Origin of the sequence: Verrucosispora sp. WMMD703, from assembly GCF_049178935.1 — a bacterium.
Lineage (GTDB): Bacteria > Actinomycetota > Actinomycetes > Mycobacteriales > Micromonosporaceae > Micromonospora > Micromonospora sediminimaris.
Window position 1 is genome coordinate 1,447,814 of record NZ_JBMHMM010000004.1, and the last position, 24,208, is coordinate 1,472,021.

A 24,208-nucleotide genomic window follows, 5' to 3' on the forward strand; every position below is an offset into this window, starting at 1 on the left:
TCCGGTGCCCGACCGGCTGCCTACCATTGCGCCTGTGACCAGCGCCGTCGTACTCGATCACCCGGGTCTGCTGCCCGGGGCGCTGGGCCCTGGGGTGGGCAGCCGACCGCGGCGGACCCCCCGCGACTGGCTTGTCGACAGCCTCGCGTTCCTGGTCTCCCTGGCCTGGGTGGTGCTGGCCACCTTCGACGCCGCCTCCCCGAACCCGACCTTCGCCGACCGGCTGCCTTACGACTGGATGATCGTGGCCGACGCCCTCTTCGGCCAGCTCTGCGCGGCGGCGCTCTGGCTGCGGCGTCGCTGGCCGGTGGGGGTGGCCCTGGCGACGCTGCCGTTGGCGATGTTCTCCGTCGCCTCCAGCATCGCCCTGTTGATCATCTACTTCACGGTGGTGGTGCACCGTCGGACGGCGGTCGCCCTGGCCGTCACCGGAGCCGGGCTCTTCACCAACTTCTTCTTCGCCCTGCTGCGTCCCAATTCCGGCAGCCCGTACTGGATAGACACCATCTGGGGCGTGGTGATCACCCTGCTGGTGCTGGCCTGGGGGATGTTCGTGCGGGCGCGCCGGCAACTGGTGCTGTCGTTGCGCGAGCGCGCCGAGCGGGCCGAGGCCGAGCAGCAGCTGCGGGTCACCCAGGCGCGGCAGTTGGAGCGCACCCGCATCGCCCGGGAGATGCACGACGTGCTCGCCCACCGGATCTCACTGCTCAGCCTGCACGCCGGGGCGTTGGAGTTCCGCCCCGACGCGCCCGCATCGGAGGTGGCCCGGGCAGCCGGGGTGATCCGGGACAGCGCGCACGCCGCCCTTCAGGACCTGCGCGAGGTGATCGGCGTGCTGCGGGCCGAGACCTCGCTGCCCGACGACCCGGAACGCCCCCAGCCGACTCTCGACGATCTACCCGCCCTGATCGCCGAGTCCCGGGCCGCCGGAACCCGTGTCGACCTGCGGGATCGGGTCGCCGCGCCGGACCGGCTGCCGGTGGCCGTGGGGCGCAGCGTCTACCGCATCGTGCAGGAGGGGTTGACCAACGCCCGCAAGCACGCCCACGGTGCCGCCGTCACCGTCGGCCTCAACGGAGCGCCCGGTGACGGGCTGCGCGTGGAGATCCGTAACCGCAGGCCGGTGGGTGAGTCGCCCGGGACGGCCATCCCCGGCACCGGCACCGGCCTGGTCGGCATCGCCGAGCGGGTCAGTCTCGCCGGTGGGAGGTTGGAGCACGGTTGCGACGACCAGGGTGACTTCCGGTTGGCCGCGTGGTTGCCGTGGCCGGCGCCATGACCGACCCGGCGGGCGAGGAGCGCCCGGTTCGGATCCTGATCGTGGACGATGACGCGCTGGTACGCGCCGGTCTGTCGATGATCCTCGGCGGTACGCCCGACCTGAAGGTGGTCGGCGAGGCGGCCGACGGAAGCGAGGTCGTCCGCGCCGTCGCCGCGTGCCGGCCGGACGTGGTGCTGATGGACATCCGGATGCCCAGGCTGGACGGGCTGGCCGCCACCGAGGCGCTGCGCGGGCTGCCCCACCCGCCGGAGGTGCTCGTGCTGACCACGTTCGACGCCGACGAGCACGTGCTGCGGGCGCTGCGGGCCGGTGCCGGCGGGTTCCTGCTGAAGGACACGCCACCGGTGGAGATCGTGCGGGCGGTGCGCCGGGTGGCGGCCGGCGAGGCGACCCTGTCGCCGACGGTCACCCGGACCCTCATCGAGCACGTCACGGCCGGACCGGCGGCAGACCCACGGCGGGACCGCGCCGCGCGGCTGATCGGGGGCCTGACCGAGCGGGAACGCGCCGTCGCCGTGGCGCTCGGCCGGGGGCGCACCAACGCCGAGATCGCCGCCGAGCTGTTCATGAGCGTGGCCACCGTCAAGGCGTACGTCTCCCGGCTGCTGACCCGCCTCGGACTCAACAACCGGGTGCAGGTGGCCCTGCTCGTACACGACGCCGGGCTGGTCTGAAACCGGTTTTGAACCATCCCGCTCCGGTGGCCGTACCACTGCCCGAGGTGCGGTGCTCAAGCGCACCGCTACCGGAGCTGCGGGAGGTCTGCCGTGCGAGTTGATGAGCAGTCGACGGATCCCATCGATCAGATTCTGGGCGAGTTGCCGGTCCCGACGCCGTTGACCCCTGAGGACGTCCGGCTGGCCGTCCGGGCGGTGGTCGTGCACGCGGCCGAGGAGTGGCCGTCCGGGGCGCTGTGCCGCAACGATGGCGCCCGGTTCCCCTGCCGGCTGCATCGTTGGGGTCGGAAGGTACTGCTGAACCACGGGCTCAACGAGCGACAGCTCGACGCCCTCATTCGGCACGGCAATCCGTTCGTGCACGTGCCGTTCCCGTTCCTGATCAACGGCCCGTCGGCGGGACGTACCCCCGCCGCGCGTCCGGCGGGCACCGACCGGGCCGCCGGTTACCCGCCGCGGGCCGCCGGGCATCCCGGGCGACCCGAGCGCGCCGCCGGATACCCGGCGCGCGGCCCGGCGCCCCGGGTGGCCGCACCGGTTGGGCGTACCGGTGTGCGGGCGCCCGGCTCCGGCCGGCCGGTGGCACCCCCCGCCACCGCGCCGCGCTGGCCGCGGGCGAGCTGAGCGGGCTCGCCCGTCGGCGGTACGACGCCGGCCCGGAGCGCGGGGTCATTCCCCGCCCGCGCCCGGGCCGGCGTCGCGATGCATGCTGCGATCAGCGGTTCCCGGCGGGGATTCCGCAGTTGGGCGCCGCCCAGTAGGTGTTGTTCGCGCTGCGGTCCTGGTTGTTCTCCCGCCGCGAGTCCACGTGGACGTGGGTGTTGTGGCCGGAGACGCCGGGCCCGATGATGCCGCTGAAGCCGTGGTTGCGGGCCTGGCGGGCGATCTGGCACAGCGACCTGTCGTTCGAGATGAGGTCGGCGGCGTTGCCGTAGAGGTGCTGGCTGTCCGACGCCCCGCCCACCCGGTTGTTGCAGGTGCGGCTGCGGAACCCGCTGGTGACGATCAGCGGCTGGTCGCCGAGGCTCTTGCGCAGCGCCTCAAGCTTCCACATGGTGCGCAGCGCGTTCTGCCGCGTCTGGGCGGTGCTCAGCGGGCCGCCGTCCCATCCGCTGCCGCCGCAGCCGTCGTCCATCTCGCGGTAGGCGAAGTGCCGGGGCGTGCAGTTGTTGTCCTGGAGCTGGTACAGCTTCCGGAAGGTCTGCGGGCCGGCGATCCCGTCGACCCGGAGGCCGTACGCGGACTGGAAGCGGCGAACCGCGGCGGCGGTCTTCGGGCCGAACCGTCCGTCCAGCTCCACGACGTTGTTGTTGCCGGCCCAGCCGGCTATCCGTAGTTGCAGCTCCCGCACGTCGCTGCCGGAGCGACCCTGGTAGAGGTTGCGGTCCCAGGTGTAGCAGCCGTCGGCATGGGCCGCTGGCGCGGCGACCACCGAGGCGATCGCGGCGCCCGGCAGGGCCAGGGCGAGGGCGACGACTGCCCGTTTCAAGGTGTGTACGCGCACAGAAGTCCTCCCGATAGGAGAGTGAATGGGATGGCCTCCGGGACTTCGACCGGGCTGTCCCGTGGATCCACCCTCGCACCGGGGCAGCCGATTGGAGGGGATAAACGAGAATTGTCCTCGCAATTCACCGTACCTGAGCATTGGCTGGGAATTGGGCCCGTTTATGAATCCGGCAATCGGTACCTAGGGGCGGTAGAGAAGCCACTTCAGTGCGGAATGCCGCAACCGGTGACACGGAGGGTGATGTTCTCCCGGTCGACCGGCCCGGTAACGTCAGCGCCGGCGAGGACGGGGAGGTGGGCGTGGCGCGTGGTGGCATCTTCTGCGTCGAGGGCCAGTGGCACCGGGATCTCAACGAGCGCGGGTCCGTGCTGCCCACCCTGGAACTGCTCGAACGGCTGGGCAAGGTCCGCTTCATTCACAAGGACGCGGCCACCCGGGACGAGCTGTTCTACTTCATCGACCGCTGGCTGCTGAAGCAGTACGCCGACCATCGGCTCGGCTTCTTCGCCATGCACGGCGAACCGAACCGGTTGTGCCTCACCGACTGGCACTCGGTCGAACTCACCGAGGTGGCCGACCTGATGGCCGGGCGCTGCGAGGGGCGCCGTCTCTACTTCGGCAGCTGTTCGGTGCTGCGCGCGCCCGAGCCGGTGCTGCGGGACTTTCTCGACGTCACCGGCGCCGCATTGATCTGCGGCTTCACCCGCGAGGTGGACTGGGTCGAGTCAGCGGCGTTCGAGACCGTCCTGCTCGACGTGCTCGCCAACGGCCGCCGGCACAACGCCGCCGAGCTGCGGATGGGCTCGGCGCACTGGGCGCCGCTCGCCTCGTACCTGGGCTTCCGGATCATCTACGCCAACGGCCGGGCCTGGCGACCCTCGCTGCGCCCCCGCGTGCCCAGCCAGCCGTCCGCCGGTCAGCACGCCTGAGTGCTGGTAGAAACGAGCGATGGCACGCATGATCGCTCGCAACACCCGGGTCGACCGGGACGAGCTTGTCGAGTTTCTCCGCCCCCGGCACCGGGTGGTGCTGATGACCACCCGCGCTGACGGCCGGCCGCAGTCCTCGCCGGTCGCCGCCGGGTTGGACACCGAGGGCCGGCTGGTGATCTCCAGCTATCCGGAGCGCGCGAAGGTCGCCAACATCCGCCGCGACCCCCGCGTGTCGGCCTGTGTGCTCTCCGACGACTGGAACGGCCCGTGGGTGCAGGTCGACGGCACCGCCGAGGTGCTGGACCTGCCCGAAGCCCTCGAACCGCTTGTGGAGTACTTCCGCAGCATCTCCGGCGAGCACCCGGACTGGGACGAGTACCGGGCGGCGATGCGACGGCAGGGCAAGTCCCTGATCAGGATCACCATCACCGGGTGGGGGCCGGTGGCGACCGGCGGCTTTCCGGCTCGACTGGCCGACTGACCCGGGCGGGGCGCGGCGAAGTGCCGCGCCCCGCCGGGGTTCAGCGCCGAGCCGTCGCGTACGCGGCGCAGCCGATCAGTTCCATCGAGACCTGGAGCCGTTCCAGGCTGATGTTCTTGGCGATGGTGTCCTCGGGGCTGTGGTACGGCGGCTCCAGCAACGCCGGTGACTCCTCGCCGCGCCAGGAGAAGTTCGCGCTGGCGATGCCGACCTCCTGGAAAGACTGGTGGTCGCTGGCACCGCGCTGGGTCACCGGTGAGATCCGCGGCTCGTAGCCGAGCCGCCGGGCGGCGGCGGAGACCTCGTCGGTGGCCCGGTTGCTCTCGCCGGTGAACGACAACAACCAGTACCGGGTCGCCGGGTCCCAGCTGGTGGCGACCATGTCGTTCTGGTAGACGGCGAGGATCCGGTCCCGCTCGGGCTGGGGCAGTTGAGCCACGTAGTAGCGCGAACCGATCAACCCCTGCTCCTCCGAGCCCCACAGGGCGAACCGCACCGTGGCGTTGATCGGCACCGCCCTCAACACCCGGGCCAGTTCCAGGCAGAGCACGGTGCCCGAGCCGTCGTCGTTGGCGCCCGGCGCGCCGATGACCGAGTCGTAGTGCGCGCTGACCATCACCACCGGACCGTTGCGGCCGGCCCGGCCGCGTCGCTCACCGAACACGTTGTGCGAGGTCAACCCCCGATGGGCGGTGGTGGCGACGGTCAGGGTGAGTGGCCCGGCCGCCAGCAACGCACGCAGCCGGTGCTTCTGCGCCTGCGCCACCCCGACGACCGGGATCGGCAGCGGCGCGGCGGCGGAGCCGGGCAGGGTGGGAGAGAACGCCGACGCGCGACGGGGCACCACCAGGTCGGCCGGCAGGAAGACCACGGCTGCCGCCCCGGCCGCCACGGCGGTGGCGGCGAGCTGTTCGCGCTGGGCCGCGACATAGTCCACAAGTACGATCCGGCCACTGACGTCGGCCGGGTAGTCGCCGGGCGTACCCGCGCCGACATCGACCACGGGCGCGGTGATCCTGGTGTCCAACGCGGCCTGTCCGCTCGCGCCGACCTGCCAGTTCAGGTCCCGAGGCAGCCCGGCCGGCGAGCTGAGCTGGGCGAGGAACTTGTCGGCGACCGGGAAGGGTTGCAGCGTGGTATCGTAGCGCAGCCGGTCGAGCTGGCCGGCGATGTAGTGCGCCGCCCGGCGCTCCGAGTCGGTGCCGCCGATGCGTGGGCCGATGTCCTCGGAGAGCACCTTCAGGTGTTGCAGGGCACGCTCTGCCGACAGCTGCGCCACGACGATCCGGTCGTGGGGGGTGAGGGTCGGGGGCCGGTGCGCGCCCGGACGCCGGTCGGCGGACGCCCAGGCGGGGGCGGGCAGCGTCACGGCGGCGGCGCCACCGAGTGCGACGGTCAACATCCGTCGCCGGTTGAGCGAACCTGATCCGGTGGTGCGGGACGATTCGTGCGGGGTTGTCACGGTGTCGTCGAGCGAGGCCAAGACGGCGCCCTCCTGATTCGAGGTCCGACCCGCGCGTCAGGGGTGTGACGCCCGGGTCACAGAGACTCGAATCTATCCGGCGAGCTGCCGGCGCTCAAGATCAGAGATCAGTAGGCGGCGGTGAAGCGCATGTTCCGGAAGCGCCCGTTCTCGATCTCGTCGACCACCGCGACCGCCAGGTCCTCGTAGCTGAGCACGCTGCGGCCCTGCGCGTCGGTCACCGGCTGGTCGGTGCCGGTGCGGTATCGGCCGGTGCGCTCGCCCGGGTGGAATTCAAGCGGTGGCGGGCTGACGTACGTCCAGGTCACCCCGTCGGCCGAGGAGCGGTAGAGGTCCAGGGCCTCCGCCTGCCCCAACGCGGAGTCGCGGTACTCGTCGGGAAAGTCCGGGTCGTCCAGCAGCCGGCCACCTGCGGGGTTGAGCAGGGTGGCGCCGCCGCCGATGTGGATCACCCGAGGTGCCGCCGGCATTCCGCGCAACGCGGCGAGCAGGGTCCGCGCCGCGTCGGGCCACAGCGTACGGTCGCCGCCGCCGATCGCCACCACAAGCGCGTCCGCCTCCGGCGCCAGCTCCCGCACACTCCGCTCACTCGTCGCGTCACCGGTGACGACCCGAACCCCGGCCGGCAGGTACGACGCGTCCGCCTCGGGGCGGCGTACCGCAGCCACCACCCGGTGCCCTCGGTTGAACGCCTCCCTGACGATCCGGGAACCCGCGGTGCCGGCCGCACCGAACACGACGATGTTGACCACGCCTCCCAGGCTAGGGATTCGGTCGGGTGGGTGTCGGCGGAACGGCTCAGTCGACGAGCGCCGAGTAGACCAACTGGCGTAGCTGCGGCCGGATGGGCCAGGTGCTCGACGGCATCAGCTGGGTGAAGAACATGGCGGTGATCTCCTCGACCGGGTCGACCCAGAACGCGGTGCTGGCCACGCCGCCCCAGTAGTACTCGCCGACGCTGCTCGGCACCCGGCTCGGTACCGGATCGTCGACGACCGCGAAGCCGAGACCGAACCCGATGCCGTCCAGGTTTGTCTCGGCGAACCCGCCGGTGGACAGCGTGCCCAGGTCCTGCCCGCCGGGCAGGTGGTTCCGAGCCATGAAGCGCACCGTGCGGGGACCGAGCAGACGCGTGCCGTCCAGTTCGCCGCGGCGCAGCAGCAGCTGGGTGAAGCGGTGGTAGTCGGCGGCCGACGAGATCAGCCCACCGCCGCCGGAGAGCAGCACCGGCTTCTCGTACGCCAGCGCGCCCAGCGCGTCGTGCCGCACCGCGCGACCGGACGCCGGATCCGGCACGTACAGGGCGGCCAGCCGCTCGGCGTCGGCGCCGTCGACGTGCCAACGGGTGTCGCCCATGCCCAGCGGACGCAGGATCCGTTCGGTCAGGAAGGTGTCCAGGCTCTGCCCGGAGACCACCTCGATCAGCCGGCCGAGCACGTCGGTGGCGACCGAGTAGCCCCAGGCGGTACCGGGCTGGAACAGCAGCGGCAGCTCACCGAAGACCCGGCAGGCGTCGGCCAGGTCGACCTCGGCCGGTGGGTAGAGGTCGTAGCCGGCGGCCCGGTACAACCCGTCGACCACCGACGTCTGCATGAAGCCGTAGGTCAACCCGGCGGTGTGGGTGAGCAGGTGCCAGATCCGGATCGGCTCGATCGCCGGCACGGTGTACGGCTTGAGCGTCGAACCCTTCGAGTAGACCCGCATGTCGGCGAACTCGGGCAGCCAGCGCCCGATCTCGTCGGTCAGCTCGAAGCGGCCCTCCTCCCACAGCATCATCGCCGCGACCGAGGTGATCGGCTTGGTCATCGAGTAGATCCGCCAGAGGGTGTCCGGCTGCACCGGCGTACCCGCCTCGCGGTCCCGCAGCCCGTACGTCGAACTGTGCGCGATCTCGCCGCGCCGGGTGACCACCGCCTGCCAGCCGGCGAGCCGGCCGGCGTCGACGTAGCCGGCGAAGTGTTCGTCGATCCGGGCCAGCCGCGTCGGGTCGAATCCGACCTGCTCCGGCTCGATGCTGGGTGCCATGCTCACCTCAGCGAACCTACCGGCCGGTACGCGCGGCGGGAAGGCATGTTGTCGGGGTCACTGGTTAGCCTGCGGGACATGCCGGAGCCGACCGAGGACGTCACCTTCCACGACGAGGACTGGTACGCCGAGGACCTGGCCGACCGGCACTTCGTCAACTGCACCTTCCACCGGGTGGATCTCACCGAGGCGACCAGTCGGGGCGCGATCTTCGAGGGCTGCACCTTCGGCGACGTGGCGTTCAACGTCTCCCGGCACACCGACTCGGCCTTCACCCGGTGCGCCTTCGTCCGGTGCAACCTCTTCGAGGCGGAGTTCACCGGCTGCAAGCTGCTGGGCAGCACCTTCGACCGCTGTGACCTGCGGCCGTTGACCGTGACCGGAGGCGACTGGTCGTTCCTCACCCTCGCCGGTGGCGACCTGCGCGGCGCGCGCTTCACCGGCGTACGGATGCGGGAGACCGACCTGTCCGGGGCCGACCTGACGAGCGCGTCGCTGACCGGGTGCGACCTGTCCGACGTGCAGTGGCGCGGCACCCGGCTCTCCGGTGCGGACCTGCGCGGCAGTGATCTGGCCGGGTTGGATCCCACGGTGGTGCACCGCGTCGGGGCGGTCATCGACGTGATGCAGGCGGCGACCCTGGCCCGGGCGCTGGGCTTCGATATCCGGGGCTGAGCCGTCGTGGCGAAGACATGAAATTCTCTGTCGTCTATGCGAATCAGTCTCGGTGTCTCGGCTGTCGACGCCTCTAATTGTTGATGCAGCCAGTATCGCCTGGCCGTCCGTACATCGACTCCGACTCATGGAGGATTGGCGTCCGATGATCCGTACCGTTCAGGCCGCGCTCGTCGCGGCAGTGCTGACCGTGGTCGCGGTGGTGGTACCGGTGGGGCCGGCAACGGCGGCCGCCAGTTGCTCGACCTCGTCGTCTCAGGCGATCGTGGGGGGCTTTCGGGTCACCCTCCGCTGTGGCGACGCGGGATACATCCACGGCTTCGGCCGTACGCTCACCGACGCGAACCTGGAGGCGCTGCGTCTGTACCAGCTCTACCTCACCTACGGCGTGAGCTGCCGGGGCTCGCTCATCGACTCCCTGGTGGGCGGGTTCGACGTGCAGATCTACTGCCCGGGGTCGTACACCAACAGCTTCGGCAGCAACCTCACGGACGCGGCAGCCGAGGCCCGGGAACTCGTGACGATGCGGCTCTCCGGCGGTCCGGACTGCGATGGCACCACCGTCGCGGCGATCGTGGGCGGCTATCGGGTGACGCTCTTCTGCACTGTGCGGTACGTCCGCGGTCAGGGCAGCACGCTCACGGAGGCCGCACAGATCGCCCGGCTCACCGCGGCGCTCGGCTGAGCGGGGCCGCCGGCCGGTCGTTGCCCGACCGGCGGTCCGCTTCCGCAGTAGCCTGGTCGGCGACCGTCCCGACGACCGAGGCGAGAACGGCCACGGGCGAAGGCGCGGCTGTGGTCGGTCATGACCGCCATCTGGCCGGCCTACGACGACGACCAGGGGAGGACGAACGATGCCCGCTTTCGCGTTGGCGCACCTGCGGAACCCGCAGGTCAACGAGGATATTCTGACCTACCTGGAGCGGATCCAGGCCACGCTGGAGCCGTACGGCGGCCGGTTCGTGGTGCACGGCCCGGAGGTGGACGTACGCGAGGGTGAGTGGCCGGGCAGCGTGGTCATCCTCGAGTTTCCCGACCGGCAGCAGGCTCACGCCTGGTACGACTCGCCGGCCTACCAGGAGATCCTGCCGCTGCGTACCCGTCACATCGACGCCTCGGCGATCATCTTCGACGGGGTGGGACCGGGCTATGACCCAGGCCGGACCGCGGCGGCGCTGCGGGCGCAGACGGCGACCGGCTGAACCCACGGGACAGTTTGTCCGTCACTCCGGGTCCACCGGGTCGTAACGTCCTGCTGTCCGTGTTCGACCGTCCTGTGTGGAGGCCAGGCCGATGAACAGCAGCAGCAGTACCGTCCGTCCCGCTCCGCCCACCGGTGAGCGGTCCGGGGTGGGGTTGCGGGAGATCCCGCTGCCGCCGTACGTGACCGCCGAGGATGCCCAGTTCGCCGTGCGGGCTGTCGTGGTGCACGCGCCACGACGCTGGTCGGGCGGCACGGTCTGCCGCAACGACGCCAGCCCGCACCCGTGCCGACTGCATCGGTGGGGCACCCGGGTGCTCGCGCTACGCGGTCTGCACGACGCCGACATCGCCGCGTTGATCGAGCGCGGTGATCCCGCTGCCCCGCTGCCGCCCCGGCCGCCGGCCTGAGCGGCGTGAGGAGCCGTAACCCACTCCAATACCCGTACAACCGGCCGTCATGCCTTGTGTCGCGCTGACATCGCTCTATTTGACGGACGCCTCGACAGCGGGCAACGTTGGGGCCTGGAGGGGCCTTGAGCTGCCCCGATGTGGCGGTGGGTGGCACCGCCTGGGAGCCAGAAACCCACGAGGAGTCCCACCATGCTCACGATGACCGACAATGCCGTCCTGGTGATCCGTGATCTCGCCGCGCAGCAGGACGTCTCCGAGGGCGGCGGCGTACGCATCGCCGCGGACACCACCGCCGGCTCGCTCACCGTCGAGTTGGTGCCCGCGCCGACCGAGGGCGACCACGTGGTCGACAACCAGGGTGCCCGGATCTTCCTCGATTCCGATGCGGCCGACCTGCTCGGTGATGCCTCGGTCGACGCGACCGTCGACGACGAGGGTGTCGTGCAGTTCGGGTTCACCGAGAAGGAGTAGCTCGGGCCAGCGCGTTCAGTACGTGGGCCAGATGGTGTGAGGTGCTCCACGCCATCCAGTTGGTGGCCGAGCCGGCCCCGGCACCCCGCCTCGCTCGGCGCGCGATCTCCTGATCGCCCCAGGAGAAGCTCGCGCCCGTGGCCGGCCAGTGCGGGCCCGACACCAGCGTGCGACACAGGTCGGCGATCCGCTGGTCGCCCTGCCCGCGGCGGCGCGACCAGCGGTGGATCAACCTGGCGCGGTCGCCGGTGTAAGGGACCGTGAGGTGCCGGTCGACGGCCGGCTGGGCAGCGGCCGCCGAGGCCACGCCGTAGTCGCCGAAGGTGACACCCAGGTCGGCCAGCCGCTGCCAGAGCAGCCAGTCCCAGCGATCCACCCGTACCGGCTCGTCGATGGGCAGTCGGGACAGGGCCGGCGGCATGCCGCCGGCCACCACGCTCACCGAACGCCAGGCGTGCCGGCGGGTCCAGTCCAGCATCCGCCGGACCCGGGGCTCGGCCAGCCGGACGTCGGCCGGGCAGCACACGTCACCACAGTCGAGGACCAGATCACACTGCTCAGGGGCCAGCCGTGCGTGTCTGCCGATCCGTTCCACGGCCGTGGTGGTGGCGTCGGGGCCGGCCCGATCCTGACGTAGCCGCAGGCGTACCACGCCCCGTTGGGTCTGCGCGCGAGCCGTGGCACCGAGCGCCGCCAACCGCCGCTCACCGTCCGTCAGGCCGATCACCGGCACCAGCGGTACGCCCCGGCAGGCCAACGCGGATGCCGTGGTGTCGGGTAGGGCGCCGATGTCGACGGCGGGAAGCAGCCCGGGGGGCAGTCGGGTCAGCGGGCCGATGACGGTTTTGTCGACTTCGGACAGTTGCAGGATCGGGCTGAGCAGCGGGGCGAGGGCGTCGTCGAGGTGGCCGAGCGCCTCCAGCTCCCCGCGCCGTGCGGCGAGGACAGGACGGTAGACCGGCTCCTCCGCCCGTCCTCCGGGGGCGGGCATCATAATTCAATGTAGCCAGACGATTACCCACCACCCAGAGCGGAGCAGCGGGAAATCGGCGGGCAGGTGTCAACTCCCTGACTATCCTCGCGTGGTGTCTGACGCACCGACCCGGTACCGGTCCACCGACGAGGACAGCGCCCGCTGGCTGAGCTTTCCCTTTCGTCCAGGAGACATCGTGATCAGCACCCGCTCCAAGAGCGGGACGACCTGGATGCAGATGATCTGCGCTCTGCTGGTGTTGCGTACGCCGGAACTGCCGGCGCCGCTGACCGAGCTGTCACCCTGGCTCGACTGGCTGGTCGAGCCGCCGGAGCGGGTGTACGCGCGGCTGGCCGCCCAGCGGCACCGCCGCTTCATCAAGACCCACACTCCGCTCGACGGGGTGCCGATTGATCCCCGGGTGCACTACGTGGTGGTGGCCCGCCATCCGCTCGACGCGGCGGTCTCGCTGCACCACCAAAGTGCCAATCTGGATCGCGCCCGGCTCGCCGAGCTGACCGGCCAGCCCGCGACACCGGAGCCGGAGAGCCCTCGTCCGTCGGTCGAGCAGGCGCTCGTACGCTGGATCGACGCGAATCCGGATCCACGCGCCGAACTGGATTCGCTGCCGGGTTTCATGTGGCATCTACGCGACGCCTGGGCCCGCCGGCACCAGCCGAACGTGCACCTCGTCCACTACGACGACCTTCGGGCCGACCTGACCGGGCAGATGCGACACCTGGCCGAACGCCTGGACCTCGAACCGCCCGGACCGCACCTGGTGGAAGCGGCCACCTTCGACCGGATGCGGGACCGCGCCGACCGGCTCGCGCCCGACGCCGCCGGCGTGCTGAAGGAACGCAGCGCCTTCTTCCGCAGCGGTCGGTCCGGTCAGGGCGACGAACTGCTGGACGCAGCGGCGCGCGCCCACTACCGCTCCCGGGTCGCCGCCATGGCGCCGCCGGACCTGCTGGCCTGGCTCCACCGTGCCGAGGCGTGAACGCCGGCGCCCCGGTGCGGCGGGTGCCGCTCCGGGGCGCTGATCGAGCCGGCTACGGCCCGCCGACCGGGTCAGTCGTCGTCCCGGTCGTCATCGTCGTCGTCATCGTCGTCCTGGTCGTCATCGTCGTCCCGGTCGTCGTCCACCGGCTCCTGCTCGGCCTTGACGACCTCACCGGACTGCCGGTCGACGTCGACCTCGTGCTCGGTGCCGCCGTTGACGATCTCGACCTCCCAGACGGCCCGGCCGTTCTCCTCGTCCCGGTCGGTCTCGGTGATCTGTCCACCACCGGCCTGTGCCAGAGCGATCTCACCGGCCCGCTCCCGGCTTACCGCGTCACCCTCGGTCGCCGACTGGGTCTGCGCCGGAACGCTGGTTGCGGCGCTGCTCGGGCCGGCAGTGGTGGTGCCGCTCGGGTCGGCGGTCGCGGGGTCGGTGGGGTCGGCGGGAACAGCCGCGGTCGTCGGGGCGCCGGTCGCGGCGGTCAGGGTCGTCTGCCGCGCCGGACTGTCGTCCGCCGCCGCGACGCCGAGGAACACCCCGGCCGCCGCGAGCACCGCCGCCGCGCCGCCGACCGACGCCAGGATCAGGGGGTTGCGCTTCATCGTCTACACCTCTCCTCGGTTGTTGCATTGAGGATCGGCCGTGCCGCGATAGCAGCGCGCTGTCCGAACCCTAAGCCCCGGTTAAGACCGGCCCTGCGCACGGAAGCGACAGCGCCCAGATCGGGGCGCGGCGGGGGTTACGCGCGGCCGAGCCAGAGTTCCACTTCTGCGCCGCCGCCGGTGCGCTCGCCCAGGGTCAGTCGGCCGCCGCTGGCCTGGGCCGCCCGGCGGGCGATGTCGAGCCCGAGTCCGGTCGAGCCGGCCTGGCTCGCCCCTCGGCGTACCAGGTCGGCCGTGATGCCGGGGCCTTCGTCGGTGACCGTCAGGACCACCTGGTCGCCGACGGCACGGAGCCGGACGGCGAAGGGGGTGCCGTCCGGGGTGTGCGCGAAGACGTTGCCGAGCAGGGCGTCCAGCGCGGCGGCCAGCTCGTCGGCGGCGACGGCGACCGGAACCGGGCCGGGTGCCAGGTCGAGATCGACCGCGCGGCCGGTCTCTTCCGCCAGCACCGACCAGAAGGCGACCCGGTCCGCCACGGTGGTCGCGGCGTCGGCGATCACCGTGCCATCGGTGGGCGTACGCCAGCGGGCCTGCCGGATCAGACCGGTGACCGCCCGCTCAAGGCCGTCCACCGCGTCGATCACCCGGGCGGCGTCCTGCGGGTCGCGCAGCGACTCGGCCTCCAGCCGCAGGGCGGTCAGCGGCGTACGCAGCCGGTGCGACAGATCGGCCACCTGTTCCCGCTCGTGCACCAGCAACTCCTGAATCCGGCCGGCGAGGTGGTTGAGGGCGCCACCCACCTCGCGTAACTCGACCGGCCCCGACGGGCTCACCCGCGCGTCCAGCTCGGCGTTGGCCAACCGGTGCGAGACCTCCGAGAGCTCGCTGATCGGGCGGACCAGCGTGCGGGCCAACCGGTCGGCGACGGCCAGGGCGATCAGCACCAGCAGTGCTCCGAGCAGGGCGAGCACCAGCCAGGCACGACCCACGCCGGCGGTCATCTCCGCCCGCGGCACCACGGTGCGGATCACGGTGGTGCCGTCCGTGCGGCCCTGCACCGCGATGACCACCTCCCGGCCGTCGGCCGTCTCGGCGGTGAGGCTCTGCCCGCGCTCGGCCAACTCCACCGCCGGGGTACGGGTGGCGTTCGAGCCGAGCACCGTGCCGTCCGGCAGGAACACGCTGACCGGCCGGGCCGACTCGGCGGCGAGCTGTTCGACGGTCAGCCGTACGGTCTCCGCGTCGGCGGCGCCCACCACGGGAGCGAGGCTCTGCGCGTCGGCGGTGGCCCGTACCGTGGCCCGGTCCTCGGCGGCGGTGCGCAGCAGCAACGCCAGCGGCACCAGGAAAGCGATCACGATGAGGACGCTTACCGCGGCCACCAGCAGCGCCAGGCGCGCCCTCACCCGCCGACCTCCGGAGCGACCAGCCGCACCCCGACTCCGCGTACCGTGTGCAGGTAGCGCGGCTGCTGGGCACTCTCGCCGAGCTTGCGGCGCAGCCAGGACAGATGCACGTCAACGGTCTTGTCCGCCCCGCCGTACGGGATCTGCCACACCTCGGTCAGCAACTCCCGCTTGGTCACCACCTCACCGACCCGGCTGGCCAGATGCCGCAACAGGTCGAACTCGCGCGGGGTCAGCTCGACCGGCGCGCCGTCGAGGCTGACCTGCCGGGAGCGGGGGTCGATGCGCAGCCCACCGACCACCACCGTCGGATCCTCCGTCGGTCCACCTGGTCCGCGACGTAGCACCGCGCGTACCCGCGCGTCGAGTTGGGCGGCGGTGAACGGCTTGACCACGTAGTCGTCGGCCCCCGCGTCGAGCACCTGGACGATTTCCCGCTCGTCGTCGCGGGCGGTGGCCACGATGACCGGGACGACGCTGACAGCCCGCAGCATCCGCAGCAGCTCGCGGCCGTCCAGGTCGGGCAGCCCGAGGTCGAGTACGACCAGATCGGGGCGGTCGTCAAGGGCGTCGCGCAGCCCGGTCATCGCGGTAGAGGCGGCGGCCACGGCGTGTCCCCGCTCGCGTAGCGCCCGCACCAGCGGGGCACGGATGGTCAGGTCGTCCTCGATCAGCAGCAGGCGGGCCACAGCAGGCAGGGTATCCCCGGCGGTCGGCGTGGGCCGGTTACGTTAACCGTCCCTTAGCGTTGCCCGAAGGTAGCCCCAACCGGTGATCGGGGATAGTCGGGTGATGGGCCGTCGAACCTTCCTCGCCGTGGCCGGATGGCTGGCCACCGCGGTCGTCGCCACCCTGATCGGGCTCGCCGCGATCCGATTGGTGGGTGAGAGTCTCACTGGGACGCCCGGTGGGGTCCGCAGCCAGGAGGAGATCGCCCGCGCGCTCGCCGATCCGGTCCCGGCCGGTCCCGGATCCCCCGGTGGCGCGCCGACGGGTACCCCGTCGCCCGGCACCGGGCCGACCGACGCCGGCCCGGACGGGTCGCCGTCGAGCCCGGTGTCGCCGGCCGACCCGGGCACGGAGCCGGGCAACCGGCGCGGCTTCTCCACGGTGGGCGGCAGCGCGGTTGCCGAGTGCGTGCCGGGCGGGGTCTACCTGGTTTCCTGGAGCGCCCGACCGGGTTACCGGGTCGACGACGTCGATCGTGGCCCGGACGACGACGCAGACGTCACGTTCGTCGGGCCGAGCGGCGAGTACGAGCTGTCCGTGCGATGCGCGGGCGGGGTGCCCACCGTCGACCTCGACGACGACTGAGCGTTCAGGTATCACCGCAGTTCAATGGCATGATCAACAGATCAAATGTCCCGTATCGGACAGTCATTCGCCTGGCTGCCGACAGGGAACGCGACATACGTTCGAGGCACAAAGGGGGCTGATCGGCGCTGATCCCCCTTTAGGCGCCGCAACCAACTCAACACGCCAGGGCCGCTCGGCCGGTTCGGGAAGGAGTCCGATGTCCAGCGCGAGAGCCAGGAGCAGAGGCGCACCGCAGCCGGTGCCGGGGGACGAGGCCACGACTCACGCCGAGGCCGAACACACCACCTGCGCCGGCGGCGGCATGCCATCGACCGCGAGAGTCCTCTTCGCCGTGGTCGACGCCGACGGTCACCTGGTCCGAGGGCTGGGCGCGGCGGCGGCCAACCGGTTGCGGACCGGGATGTACCAGGTGGTCTTCGACCAGGACGTGACCGGCGCCAGCCTGGTCGGCACCGTCGGACTACCGGGGAGCACCGGCCTTGCTCCGGCCGGGCAGATCGCGGTCGCGGGTCGTACCGGCATTCCGAACGCCGTCTTCGTGACCACCTTCGACGGTGTCGGGTCGGCCGCCGACCGTCCCTTCCACCTGGCCGTGCTCTCCTGAGCAACCGCCCGCCGCACACGAGCGCGCGGCGCCGTTGACCCGAGGGTCGAAACCGCGCCGCGCTCGGCCGTCTCCCACCGCCGCAGCCGTACGGCGGTACGTCAGCGGGGACCTGGCATGACCGGGGTCGCACCGGTCGCTGGTGTCGATCCCCGATCTGCGCCAGTCCAAACCGCGGGGCGGTGGCCAATTCCACCATCTGCGAAGCGCGGCGTGGACCGGTCCGCAATGGGGTATGTGTCGGGGCATGGAGCACTTCACTATCGCTACCGTCGCCGAGAAGAGCCCGGACTTCCGGCGGGTGCTGTGGACCGGGAACCACACCCAATTGGTGATCATGACGATCCCGCCGGGCGGCGAGATCGGTGAGGAGGTCCATGAGGACATCGACCAGATCCTGACCTTCGTCAGCGGCACCGGTGAGGCGCGAGTGGCCGGGGAGAAGCGCGAGGTGGTACAGGGTGACCTGGTGGTCGTACCGGCCGGCACCCGCCACAACTTCGTCAACACCGGGCCCAACCCGCTGGTGCTCTACACCGTCTACGGGCCGCCGGAGCACGCCGACCAGGCCGTGCACCGCACCAAGGAGGAGGCCGACGCCGCCGAGGCCGCCGGGAAGGACGAACCGCCCACCTCCTGAGTCCGCCGCCCTCGCCGGTCTCCGCCCTGGGCGGCGGAGACCGGCGAGACAGCGTGATGAGGCCCGGAATCCCGGGTACGCCGACCGGCATGGAGCAGCCGGCGATCTCCGACTACGGGTACCTCTCCGACTGCCGTTCGGGCGCGTTGGTCAGCCGGGCCGGCTCGATCGACTGGTGGTGCCCGAACCGGTTCGACTCGCCCTCGGTCTTCGGCCGGCTGCTCGACCCGAACGGCGGTCACTGGCAACTGGCACCGGTGGCCGTGGGACAGACCGGGCACCGGGTGCAGCGCTCGTACCAGCCGGACACGCTGGTGCTGCGCACCGTGCACCACACCGCCGAGGGCAGCGTGGCGGTCACCGACGCCCTCGCCGCCGAGGTGGGTGCCCGCGCCCACGAGTTCGGCATGCGCTCCCCGGCCGTGCTGCTGCGCGTCGTCGAGGGACTGTCCGGCCGAGTGCCGATGACCTTGGACTACCGCCCGCGACCGGAGTACGGCCTGCTCACCCCGTACCTGAGGGAGTTGCCCGACGGCTCGGTGACCGCCGTGGCCGGGCCGGTGGCGTTGGTGCTGCGCGGTACCGGGCTGCCCCTACGCGCCGAACAGGACCGGGTGCGGCAGACGTTCGCCGTCGACGCGGGGCAGGTGATCGGTTTCGATCTGGCCTACGCGCCGGCGTACGGCGAACCACCGGCCCGGCTGGATGCGATTTCCACCCTGGCGGACACGGTGCTGGCCTGGGAGGCATTCCGCGAGAGCCACCGGTACGAGGGGTGCTATCCCGAGGTGGTGCGGCACAGCGCCACGGTCCTCACCGGCCTCACGTACGCCCGCAGCGGCGCGGTCGCCGCGGCGTCGACCACCTCGCTGCCGGAAGAGTTCGGCACCGACCGCAACTACGACTACCGCTTCTGCTGGCTGCGGGACTTCGCCATGACGATGCGGGCGCTGTGGGTGGCAGCCTGCCCGACGGAGTCGTCCCGCCTGTTCGAGTGGGCCGCCCGCTCGATCGGCCGGGTCGGCTCCGATCCGGTGCCCGTGCTGTTCGGGCTGGAAGGGGAACGCGACGTCTCCGAGCACGACTGCCCACACGTGCGCGGATACGCCGGAAGCCGGCCGGTGCGCGCCGGCAACGACGCCTGGCGTCAGCGGCAGCTCGACGTGCCGGGTGAGGTCATCTCGGCGGTGTGGCGGTTGCACGACTACCTCGGTGATCAGCTCCCCGCCGAGCTGCGCGACATGGTGCTCGGCCTCACCGAGCAGGTGGCGACCACCTGGCGACTGCCCGACCGGGGAATCTGGGAACCGCGCGACCGGGAGCGGCACTACCTGTCGTCCAAGGTGCTCTGCTGGGTGGCGATGGACCGGGCGGTGCGGCTGGCCCCGCAGTTGGGGGAGCAGGCGGACGTGCGGCGTTGGGCCGGCATCCGGGACGAGATCCGGGCCACCGTGCTCCGCGAGGGTTTCGACGAGCGCCGGGGCGTCTTCACCTCCGCGTTCGGGTCGCCGGAGCTGGACGCGGCGGCCCTGTACCTGCCGGTGGTGGGGTTCCTGCCGGCCACCGACCCACGGATGTGGGCCACAATCGAAGCGGTCGAACGGGAACTCGGCGGTGCCGACGGGCTGATCCACCGCTGGGACGACGACCCGGCCGGCTTCGTGCTCTGCTCGTTCTGGCTGGTGGAGTGCCTGGTGCTGGCGGGCGAACGGGAACGGGCCGCCCAGCTGTTCGAGCAGGTCACCGGGTACGCCAACGACGTGGGGCTGTTCAGCGAGCAGATCGATCCGGCCACCGGGGCGCACCTGGGCAACACGCCGCAGGCGTTGTCCCACATCGGTCAGGTCAACGCCGCATGGCGGCTGACCGATCCCACCGCCGAGTGACGCCTGCCGCGTTCCGCATCGACGCCGGTGCGCCACCGCTCGTCAACGGGGCAGCACCGGTACGCCGGAGACGTCGATCGTCTCCGGATACTTCACGCCAGCGCCGGTGTTCAGCACGACCACGCGTTCACCCGCCCGGATCCAACCACCGGCCCGCAACCGACGCGCGGCGGTCAGGCAGGCGGCCCCCTCGGGGCAGAGCAGTAGGCCCTCCCGGGCGGCGAAGTCCCGCAGGTCGGTCAGGATCTCGGTGTCGTCCACCGCGATCGCGGTGCCGGCGGTGGCGCGCAGCGCGGCGAGAATCAACTCGTCGCCCAGCGGTGCCGGAACGGTGATGCCGAACGCCACCGTGTGGGCGTCCTCCCACGGTTGTGCCCGGTCGTCCCCGGCGGCGAACGCCCGCACGATCGGCGCGCAGCCGGTGGCCTGCACCGCCACCAGACGGGGCAGCTTGTCCTCGACCCAGCCCAACTCCCGCAGCTCGCCGAGGGCCTTGTGGATGCCGATCAGCCCCACGCCACCGCCGGTCGGATAGATGATGACGTCGGGGACCTGCCAGCCCAGCTGCTCGACGATCTCGTACCCCATCGTCTTCTTGCCTTCGAGGCGGTACGGCTCGCGCAGCGTGCCGGCGTCGAAGACGCTGCCCTCGGAGGCCGCGACCAGCGCGGCCACCTGGCGCCCGGCGTCGCCGATCAGGCCGTCGACCAGGCGCAGGTCGGCACCGGCGGCCACGCATTCCCGACGGCAGATGGTCGGTGCGGACAGCGGCATCACGATGGTGGCGCCCAGCCCCGCCCGGGTCGCGTAGGTGGCCCATGCCGCGCCCGCGTTGCCGTTTGTCGGCATGGCGATCCGCCGGATGCCCAGTTCCCGGGCCCGACTCACGCCGACGGCGGCACCGCGCGCCTTGAACGAGCCGGTCGGGGTCAGTCCCTCGTCCTTGACCAGCAGGTCGTCGACGCCGATGTCCGCGCCGTACGCCGGCGCGCGCAGCATCGGCGTCCATCCCTCGCCGAGGGTGGTGACGTGCCGTGGGTCGGCCACCGGCAGCAGCTCCCGGTAACGCCACAGATCGGCCGCGCGCAACCCGAACCGCTCCGGCTCGATCACCCGCGCCGCCGCCGCGAGGTCGTAGCGCGCCAGCAGCGGTGAGCCGCATTCGCAGAGGTTCTGCGGTACGCCAGCGTCGTGTTCCCGGCCGCAGCGCGGGCATTCGAGGTGGGTCAGATACACGCCACTCCTCGCCGTCTCAGCTCGCGTCCACGCTGCGCCACGCGCGGCTGCGGCGACCAGCCTCGTAGGCGGAGTCCAGCCGCTTCGCCACCACCCCGGGCAGGCCCTGTTCGCGCGCCGCACGCATGGTTTCGGCACCGGCGCCGGGAAACCAGGGCGGAGTCTGCCAGTGCGGCCCGGCCAACGCCAGCGAGTCGAGCAACTCCCGTCGCTGCGGGTACGGCAACTCCAGGCTGCTCACCCCCTCCAACCAGAGCAGGTCGACAAGCAGGTACTGGGCATCGACGGTGCTGCGCCCACCCCGCGCCGGCCGGACCTTCCCGGCGCTATCGATGCGGACCAGCACGCCGTCCAGCACGACCTCCGTCGGTGCCAGCGCCTCGGCCATCGGCCGCAACCACGGATATTTACCGGTGATCTCCTCACCGGCGTCGGAGAGCAGCCGCAGCCGCCCGCCGGAGACGTACGCCACCGCGCGTGTCCCGTCCCAGCGCAGCTCGTACCCCCAGGCGGCCTGATCGGTGGGGAGCCGGCCGGCCGGCGTGGGACGCATCGGCGCGACCAGGTCGGGCATGGCGGTCCAGCCCGGCGGTGCCGGGTCGGTGCGTCGCACCATCCAGTCCCGGCCGTCGCGCCCGCCGGTGGCGAAGAGCACGTACCGTCCGGTGGTCCGCTTCCCGCGCAGCTCGACCACCACCTCACGGTCCTGCCACTTCTCGCAGCGGTAGGTGCCCCGGTCGTGGATCAGCATCCGGCCGCCGCCGTACTCGCCGGCCGGGATCTCACCGGAGAAGTCGAGATACTCCATGGGGTGGTCCTCGGTGTGCACGGCGAGGTGGTTGCGCCCCTGATCACGGGGCAGCCCACGCGGCACCGCCCAGGAGACGAGCACTCCGTCGCGCTCCAGCCGCAGATCCCAGTGCAGGCTGCGGGCGTGGTGCTGCTGGATGACGAACCGGGCGCGGTCGCCGGCCCGGGACCGCCGGGGACGCTCAGCCGGGACCGGCTCGGGGGTACGCGCGGCGTCCCGCTTGCGCCGGTACTCCTCCAGCCGGTCAGCCACGTCCCGCATTCTCCGGCAAATCGCGCCGACGCGCCCGGCGGCGGGACTCGACGCGCCCGATCTCGGGCATGCCGAGCGTCATCGGGGGTAGAACGGTCGACATGAACCACAGTGACCACCCCACCGCAGTTCTCCCCGGTGACGTCCGGATACCGCTGCTCGGCTTCGGCACCTGGCAGGCGACCGGCGAAGAGGGCTACAAGGCCGTCCTCGCCGCGCTCGACGCCGGCTACCGGCACATCGACACCGCCACCATGTACGGCAACGAGGAGGAGGTCGGCCGGGCGATCCGGGAGAGCGGGCTGCGCCGGGAGGACGTCTTCATCACCACCAAGCTCCCACCCGAGCGGGTCGGCCGGGAACGGGAGACGATCGAGGAGAGCCTGCGTGCCCTCGACGTCGACTACGTGGACCTGTGGCTGGTCCACTGGCCGCCGAACAACCCCGGTGACCTGATCCCGGTCTGGCGGGAGATGCTCGCCGCCCGCGACGCGAAGCTGGCCCGGGCGGTCGGGGTCAGCAACTTCAGCACCGCCCAGATCGACGAGCTGATCCAGGCGACCGAGGAGAACCCGGCGGTCAACCAGATCAAGTGGGGACCGCGGCTCTACGACCGACAGCGGCACGCCGAGCACCGGGACCGCGGGGTGGTCCTGGAGGGTTACAGCCCGTTCAAGACCACCGACCTGTCCGACCCGGTGCTGACCCGGATCGCCGGCGCACACAACGTCTCGCCCGCCCAGGTGGTGCTGCGCTGGCACCTCGACCACGAGATCGTGGCGATCCCCAAGTCGGTGACGCCGGAGCGGATCCGCGCCAACGCGGACATCTTCGGCTTCTCGCTGACCGCCGAGGAGATGCGCGACATCGACGCCCTCGGCTCCTGACCCGACCGGGTGGCCCGCGCAGGGTGGCCGCCTTCACGACATGCGGCAACTTGGGCTCTCACCACGTCGGGAGAGCCCGAGTTGCCGCATGTCGTGCCGGTCAGCCGACGGTCGCGGTCGTCAGGAGCGGGAGCAGGCGGTGCCGTTGAGGGTGAAGGCGGTGGGATTGGAGTAGGACCCGTTGAGCGTGCCCTGGTAGCCGAAGCTGGCCGTGCCACCGGGGGAGATGGTGCCGTTGTGGCCGACGTTGCGGGCGGTCACCGACGAGCCGCTCTGGCTCACCGTGGCGTTCCAGGAGTTGGTCACCTGCTGCCCGGACGGCAGCGAGTAGGCAAGCGTCCAGCCGTTGATCGTGCTGGAGCCGGTGTTGGTGATCTGCACGTCGGCGGTGAAGCCGTTGTTCCACGAGTTGGCCGTGTACTTCACCGCGCAGGCGCCGCTGCCCGAGGGCGGCGGGGTGGTGGTGGGCGGCGGGTTGTTGTTGCCGCCACCGTTGACCGCGGCCGAGAAGTTCGTCACGGCCAGCCCGACACCGCCCTGCCAGGGCTCGAAACCGGCCTGGATGCTGGTCAGGTACCAGGAGTTGGTGATTGCGCCCCGGTTGCGGGTGTCGTTGATGAACGCCAGCAGGTTGAGGTTCGCGCTGCTGATGGCCGACGGGGCGACGTACGAGATGACGTTGTTGGAGCCGTTGCTGCCCCGCCAGACCTCCCAGTTGCGCCCGTCGATGTTGGCGTTGCCGACCGGGGAGCCGATCGGCTGGATCGGGCCCTGCCGGTTGAACCAGATCATGATCTCCATCTGGTTCACGCCGTCCCGCTTGGGCGACGGGTCGAGCCAGATGTCGTACGAGGCGTTGTAGGTCCCGTTGCTCACGTACCGGTAGTTGATGCTGCTGGTCGCGCTGCTGATCTGGCTGACCTGGATCGGCAGGTTGGTGCCGGGGGAGCAGTTGGTGTAGTGGCAGCCGAGGAAGACCGACGGGTACGCCGTCGGCGCGCCGTTGGTCGGGCTGCTGCCGTTCTGAGTGATGATCTCGAAGCCGTTGTTGGTGACGTTGATGCACTGCTGGGCGGTGGTGCCCCAGCGGTTGTTCTGCACCACGTACCGGTTCTGGATCACTGTCGAGCCGTACTGCTCGCAGATCTGGGTGTCGGCGGAGGCGGTCCCGCCGAGGGCCACGGCGACGATCGAGCCGGCGGCGGCCAGCCCGACGGCCACGACGGCCCGCAAGGTACGTCTCATGATGCTCCTAGCGCTGCGGCGTCACCCGGACGCCGGGACGGATGCGGACGGAGCGGTGGGGATTGCGCCGTCGATAGTTACGGGAGCGCTCCCATGCTCATCGTCACATTTACATCCTTGAAACAAACGGCGCAACCGGTGCGGGTGATTGATGTCAATTGCTACATGTGTCACGTACGCCACGGTCGGGCATCCGTCG

The 24,208-nt window shown here is 71.4% G+C and carries 27 protein-coding genes; 16 read left to right on the forward strand and 11 right to left on the reverse strand.

The annotated features are described in order from the left end of the window. Positions 1 to 34: 34 nt before the first annotated feature. The 3 genes from ACN26Z_RS07275 to ACN26Z_RS07285 all read left to right on the forward strand — a co-directional run bounded on the left by ACN26Z_RS07275 (position 35) and on the right by ACN26Z_RS07285 (position 2,583). Positions 35 to 1,279 (forward strand): sensor histidine kinase, encoded by a 1,245-nt coding sequence (locus ACN26Z_RS07275; RefSeq protein ID WP_421460362.1) that lies wholly within the window; start codon positions 35 to 37, stop codon positions 1,277 to 1,279. Further along, positions 1,255 to 1,956, forward strand: coding sequence for a response regulator (locus ACN26Z_RS07280; protein WP_282239855.1), 702 nt, complete (start codon positions 1,255 to 1,257; stop codon positions 1,954 to 1,956). The genes ACN26Z_RS07275 and ACN26Z_RS07280 overlap by 25 nt, the downstream gene beginning before the upstream one ends. A 93-nt stretch (positions 1,957 to 2,049) precedes the next feature. Beyond that, entirely contained in the window at positions 2,050 to 2,583 is a 534-nt protein-coding gene (locus tag ACN26Z_RS07285; RefSeq protein ID WP_093401945.1) for a hypothetical protein, read from the forward strand. A 91-nt stretch (positions 2,584 to 2,674) separates the two neighbouring features. On the opposite strand, the gene ACN26Z_RS07290 is transcribed toward ACN26Z_RS07285, so the two are convergent. Then, positions 2,675 to 3,463, reverse strand: a complete 789-nt coding sequence (locus ACN26Z_RS07290; RefSeq protein ID WP_421460364.1) for a D-Ala-D-Ala carboxypeptidase family metallohydrolase — start codon at positions 3,461 to 3,463, stop codon at positions 2,675 to 2,677. A 302-nt stretch (positions 3,464 to 3,765) separates the two neighbouring features. Here ACN26Z_RS07290 and ACN26Z_RS07295 point away from each other — a divergent pair, with 302 nt between their 5' ends. Further along, the gene (locus ACN26Z_RS07295; RefSeq protein WP_093402058.1) at positions 3,766 to 4,395 is read left to right on the forward strand and encodes a DUF6642 family protein; all 630 of its coding nucleotides are present in this window, start codon (positions 3,766 to 3,768) and stop codon (positions 4,393 to 4,395) included. 19 nt (positions 4,396 to 4,414) lie between these two features. Beyond that, positions 4,415 to 4,879 (forward strand): PPOX class F420-dependent oxidoreductase, encoded by a 465-nt coding sequence (locus ACN26Z_RS07300; RefSeq protein WP_282239854.1) that lies wholly within the window; start codon positions 4,415 to 4,417, stop codon positions 4,877 to 4,879. Between the two features lie 40 nt (positions 4,880 to 4,919). Here ACN26Z_RS07300 and ACN26Z_RS07305 read toward each other — a convergent pair whose 3' ends face one another. The 3 genes from ACN26Z_RS07305 to ACN26Z_RS07315 form a co-directional block, all read right to left on the reverse strand. Further along, entirely contained in the window at positions 4,920 to 6,362 is a 1,443-nt protein-coding gene (locus ACN26Z_RS07305) for a M20/M25/M40 family metallo-hydrolase (RefSeq protein ID WP_421460366.1), read from the reverse strand. A gap of 107 nt (positions 6,363 to 6,469) precedes the next feature. Then, entirely contained in the window at positions 6,470 to 7,114 is a 645-nt protein-coding gene (locus ACN26Z_RS07310; RefSeq protein ID WP_093401942.1) for an NAD(P)-dependent oxidoreductase, read from the reverse strand. Between the two features lie 46 nt (positions 7,115 to 7,160). Beyond that, on the reverse strand, positions 7,161 to 8,387 hold the full coding sequence (locus tag ACN26Z_RS07315; RefSeq protein WP_421464555.1) for a serine hydrolase domain-containing protein: 1,227 nt from the start codon (positions 8,385 to 8,387) through the stop codon (positions 7,161 to 7,163). Between the two features lie 78 nt (positions 8,388 to 8,465). Between ACN26Z_RS07315 and ACN26Z_RS07320 the strand changes: the two genes are divergently transcribed. From ACN26Z_RS07320 to ACN26Z_RS07340, 5 genes are all read left to right on the forward strand, one after another. Then, on the forward strand, positions 8,466 to 9,062 hold the full coding sequence (locus ACN26Z_RS07320; protein ID WP_421460369.1) for a pentapeptide repeat-containing protein: 597 nt from the start codon (positions 8,466 to 8,468) through the stop codon (positions 9,060 to 9,062). 145 nt (positions 9,063 to 9,207) lie between these two features. Continuing rightward, positions 9,208 to 9,747 carry a hypothetical protein gene (locus ACN26Z_RS07325; RefSeq protein WP_282239851.1) on the forward strand — a complete coding sequence of 180 codons (540 nt, stop codon included), beginning with the start codon at positions 9,208 to 9,210 and terminating at the stop codon, positions 9,745 to 9,747. A gap of 169 nt (positions 9,748 to 9,916) precedes the next feature. Beyond that, positions 9,917 to 10,264, forward strand: coding sequence for a DUF1330 domain-containing protein (locus ACN26Z_RS07330; RefSeq protein WP_093401938.1), 348 nt, complete (start codon positions 9,917 to 9,919; stop codon positions 10,262 to 10,264). A gap of 91 nt (positions 10,265 to 10,355) precedes the next feature. Further along, positions 10,356 to 10,673, forward strand: coding sequence for a hypothetical protein (locus ACN26Z_RS07335; protein WP_170863297.1), 318 nt, complete (start codon positions 10,356 to 10,358; stop codon positions 10,671 to 10,673). 192 nt (positions 10,674 to 10,865) lie between these two features. Beyond that, the gene (locus tag ACN26Z_RS07340; RefSeq protein ID WP_421460372.1) at positions 10,866 to 11,147 is read left to right on the forward strand and encodes an adhesin; all 282 of its coding nucleotides are present in this window, start codon (positions 10,866 to 10,868) and stop codon (positions 11,145 to 11,147) included. Here ACN26Z_RS07340 and ACN26Z_RS07345 read toward each other — a convergent pair. Then, entirely contained in the window at positions 11,131 to 12,138 is a 1,008-nt protein-coding gene (locus ACN26Z_RS07345) for a beta family protein (RefSeq protein ID WP_421460374.1), read from the reverse strand. The two genes, ACN26Z_RS07340 and ACN26Z_RS07345, sit on opposite strands and share 17 nt — an antisense overlap. A 94-nt stretch (positions 12,139 to 12,232) precedes the next feature. Here ACN26Z_RS07345 and ACN26Z_RS07350 point away from each other — a divergent pair, with 94 nt between their 5' ends. Further along, on the forward strand, positions 12,233 to 13,120 hold the full coding sequence (locus ACN26Z_RS07350; RefSeq protein ID WP_421460376.1) for a sulfotransferase domain-containing protein: 888 nt from the start codon (positions 12,233 to 12,235) through the stop codon (positions 13,118 to 13,120). Positions 13,121 to 13,191: 71 nt separating this feature from the next. Here the strand turns inward: ACN26Z_RS07350 and ACN26Z_RS07355 are convergent, their stop codons facing one another. From ACN26Z_RS07355 to ACN26Z_RS07365, 3 genes are all read right to left on the reverse strand, one after another. Then, positions 13,192 to 13,725: a PepSY domain-containing protein gene (locus tag ACN26Z_RS07355; RefSeq protein ID WP_421460377.1), complete on the reverse strand. Its 534-nt coding sequence runs from the start codon at positions 13,723 to 13,725 to the stop codon at positions 13,192 to 13,194. Positions 13,726 to 13,862: 137 nt separating this feature from the next. Further along, entirely contained in the window at positions 13,863 to 15,131 is a 1,269-nt protein-coding gene (locus ACN26Z_RS07360; RefSeq protein ID WP_282239845.1) for a sensor histidine kinase, read from the reverse strand. Beyond that, positions 15,128 to 15,820 (reverse strand): response regulator transcription factor, encoded by a 693-nt coding sequence (locus tag ACN26Z_RS07365; protein ID WP_093401933.1) that lies wholly within the window; start codon positions 15,818 to 15,820, stop codon positions 15,128 to 15,130. The genes ACN26Z_RS07360 and ACN26Z_RS07365 overlap by 4 nt, the downstream gene beginning before the upstream one ends. A 103-nt stretch (positions 15,821 to 15,923) precedes the next feature. Between ACN26Z_RS07365 and ACN26Z_RS07370 the strand changes: the two genes are divergently transcribed. The 4 genes from ACN26Z_RS07370 to ACN26Z_RS07385 all read left to right on the forward strand — a co-directional run bounded on the left by ACN26Z_RS07370 (position 15,924) and on the right by ACN26Z_RS07385 (position 19,578). After that, on the forward strand, positions 15,924 to 16,445 hold the full coding sequence (locus ACN26Z_RS07370) for a septum formation initiator (RefSeq protein WP_282239843.1): 522 nt from the start codon (positions 15,924 to 15,926) through the stop codon (positions 16,443 to 16,445). Positions 16,446 to 16,644: 199 nt separating this feature from the next. Further along, positions 16,645 to 17,052 (forward strand): hypothetical protein, encoded by a 408-nt coding sequence (locus ACN26Z_RS07375; RefSeq protein ID WP_421460378.1) that lies wholly within the window; start codon positions 16,645 to 16,647, stop codon positions 17,050 to 17,052. A 235-nt stretch (positions 17,053 to 17,287) separates the two neighbouring features. Next, positions 17,288 to 17,692 (forward strand): cupin domain-containing protein, encoded by a 405-nt coding sequence (locus ACN26Z_RS07380; protein WP_170863296.1) that lies wholly within the window; start codon positions 17,288 to 17,290, stop codon positions 17,690 to 17,692. 89 nt (positions 17,693 to 17,781) lie between these two features. Further along, on the forward strand, positions 17,782 to 19,578 hold the full coding sequence (locus tag ACN26Z_RS07385; protein WP_421464557.1) for a glycoside hydrolase family 15 protein: 1,797 nt from the start codon (positions 17,782 to 17,784) through the stop codon (positions 19,576 to 19,578). A gap of 42 nt (positions 19,579 to 19,620) precedes the next feature. On the opposite strand, the gene ACN26Z_RS07390 is transcribed toward ACN26Z_RS07385, so the two are convergent. Both ACN26Z_RS07390 and ACN26Z_RS07395 read right to left on the reverse strand, forming a co-directional pair. Further along, complete coding sequence (locus ACN26Z_RS07390; RefSeq protein ID WP_282239842.1) at positions 19,621 to 20,814, reverse strand: threonine synthase; 1,194 nt, start codon at positions 20,812 to 20,814, stop codon at positions 19,621 to 19,623. A 16-nt stretch (positions 20,815 to 20,830) separates the two neighbouring features. After that, the gene (locus tag ACN26Z_RS07395; protein ID WP_421460380.1) at positions 20,831 to 21,877 is read right to left on the reverse strand and encodes a DNA polymerase ligase N-terminal domain-containing protein; all 1,047 of its coding nucleotides are present in this window, start codon (positions 21,875 to 21,877) and stop codon (positions 20,831 to 20,833) included. Between the two features lie 101 nt (positions 21,878 to 21,978). Between ACN26Z_RS07395 and ACN26Z_RS07400 the strand changes: the two genes are divergently transcribed. Then, the gene (locus tag ACN26Z_RS07400) at positions 21,979 to 22,764 is read left to right on the forward strand and encodes an aldo/keto reductase (RefSeq protein WP_093401927.1); all 786 of its coding nucleotides are present in this window, start codon (positions 21,979 to 21,981) and stop codon (positions 22,762 to 22,764) included. Between the two features lie 120 nt (positions 22,765 to 22,884). Here ACN26Z_RS07400 and ACN26Z_RS07405 read toward each other — a convergent pair whose 3' ends face one another. Beyond that, positions 22,885 to 24,009 carry a GH12 family glycosyl hydrolase domain-containing protein gene (locus tag ACN26Z_RS07405; protein ID WP_421460381.1) on the reverse strand — a complete coding sequence of 375 codons (1,125 nt, stop codon included), beginning with the start codon at positions 24,007 to 24,009 and terminating at the stop codon, positions 22,885 to 22,887. Between the last annotated feature and the right edge of the window lie 199 nt (positions 24,010 to 24,208).

Excerpts from the sequence above, each read along its gene's own strand:
- ACN26Z_RS07370 (WP_282239843.1), top strand. The coding sequence starts at position 15,924 with ATGGGCCGTCGAACCTTCCTCGCCGTGGCCGGATGGCTGGCCACCGCG.
- ACN26Z_RS07315 (WP_421464555.1), bottom strand. The coding sequence starts at position 8,387 with ATGGCACCCAGCATCGAGCCGGAGCAGGTCGGATTCGACCCGACGCGG.
- ACN26Z_RS07325 (WP_282239851.1), top strand. The coding sequence starts at position 9,208 with ATGATCCGTACCGTTCAGGCCGCGCTCGTCGCGGCAGTGCTGACCGTG.
- ACN26Z_RS07405 (WP_421460381.1), bottom strand. The coding sequence starts at position 24,009 with ATGAGACGTACCTTGCGGGCCGTCGTGGCCGTCGGGCTGGCCGCCGCC.
- ACN26Z_RS07385 (WP_421464557.1), top strand. The coding sequence starts at position 17,782 with ATGGAGCAGCCGGCGATCTCCGACTACGGGTACCTCTCCGACTGCCGT.
- ACN26Z_RS07320 (WP_421460369.1), top strand. The coding sequence starts at position 8,466 with ATGCCGGAGCCGACCGAGGACGTCACCTTCCACGACGAGGACTGGTAC.
- ACN26Z_RS07330 (WP_093401938.1), top strand. The coding sequence starts at position 9,917 with ATGCCCGCTTTCGCGTTGGCGCACCTGCGGAACCCGCAGGTCAACGAG.
- ACN26Z_RS07340 (WP_421460372.1), top strand. The coding sequence starts at position 10,866 with ATGCTCACGATGACCGACAATGCCGTCCTGGTGATCCGTGATCTCGCC.
- ACN26Z_RS07375 (WP_421460378.1), top strand. The coding sequence starts at position 16,645 with ATGTCCAGCGCGAGAGCCAGGAGCAGAGGCGCACCGCAGCCGGTGCCG.
- ACN26Z_RS07345 (WP_421460374.1), bottom strand. The coding sequence starts at position 12,138 with ATGCCCGCCCCCGGAGGACGGGCGGAGGAGCCGGTCTACCGTCCTGTC.
- ACN26Z_RS07300 (WP_282239854.1), top strand. The coding sequence starts at position 4,415 with ATGGCACGCATGATCGCTCGCAACACCCGGGTCGACCGGGACGAGCTT.
- ACN26Z_RS07355 (WP_421460377.1), bottom strand. The coding sequence starts at position 13,725 with ATGAAGCGCAACCCCCTGATCCTGGCGTCGGTCGGCGGCGCGGCGGCG.
- ACN26Z_RS07335 (WP_170863297.1), top strand. The coding sequence starts at position 10,356 with ATGAACAGCAGCAGCAGTACCGTCCGTCCCGCTCCGCCCACCGGTGAG.
- ACN26Z_RS07400 (WP_093401927.1), top strand. The coding sequence starts at position 21,979 with ATGAACCACAGTGACCACCCCACCGCAGTTCTCCCCGGTGACGTCCGG.
- ACN26Z_RS07380 (WP_170863296.1), top strand. The coding sequence starts at position 17,288 with ATGTGTCGGGGCATGGAGCACTTCACTATCGCTACCGTCGCCGAGAAG.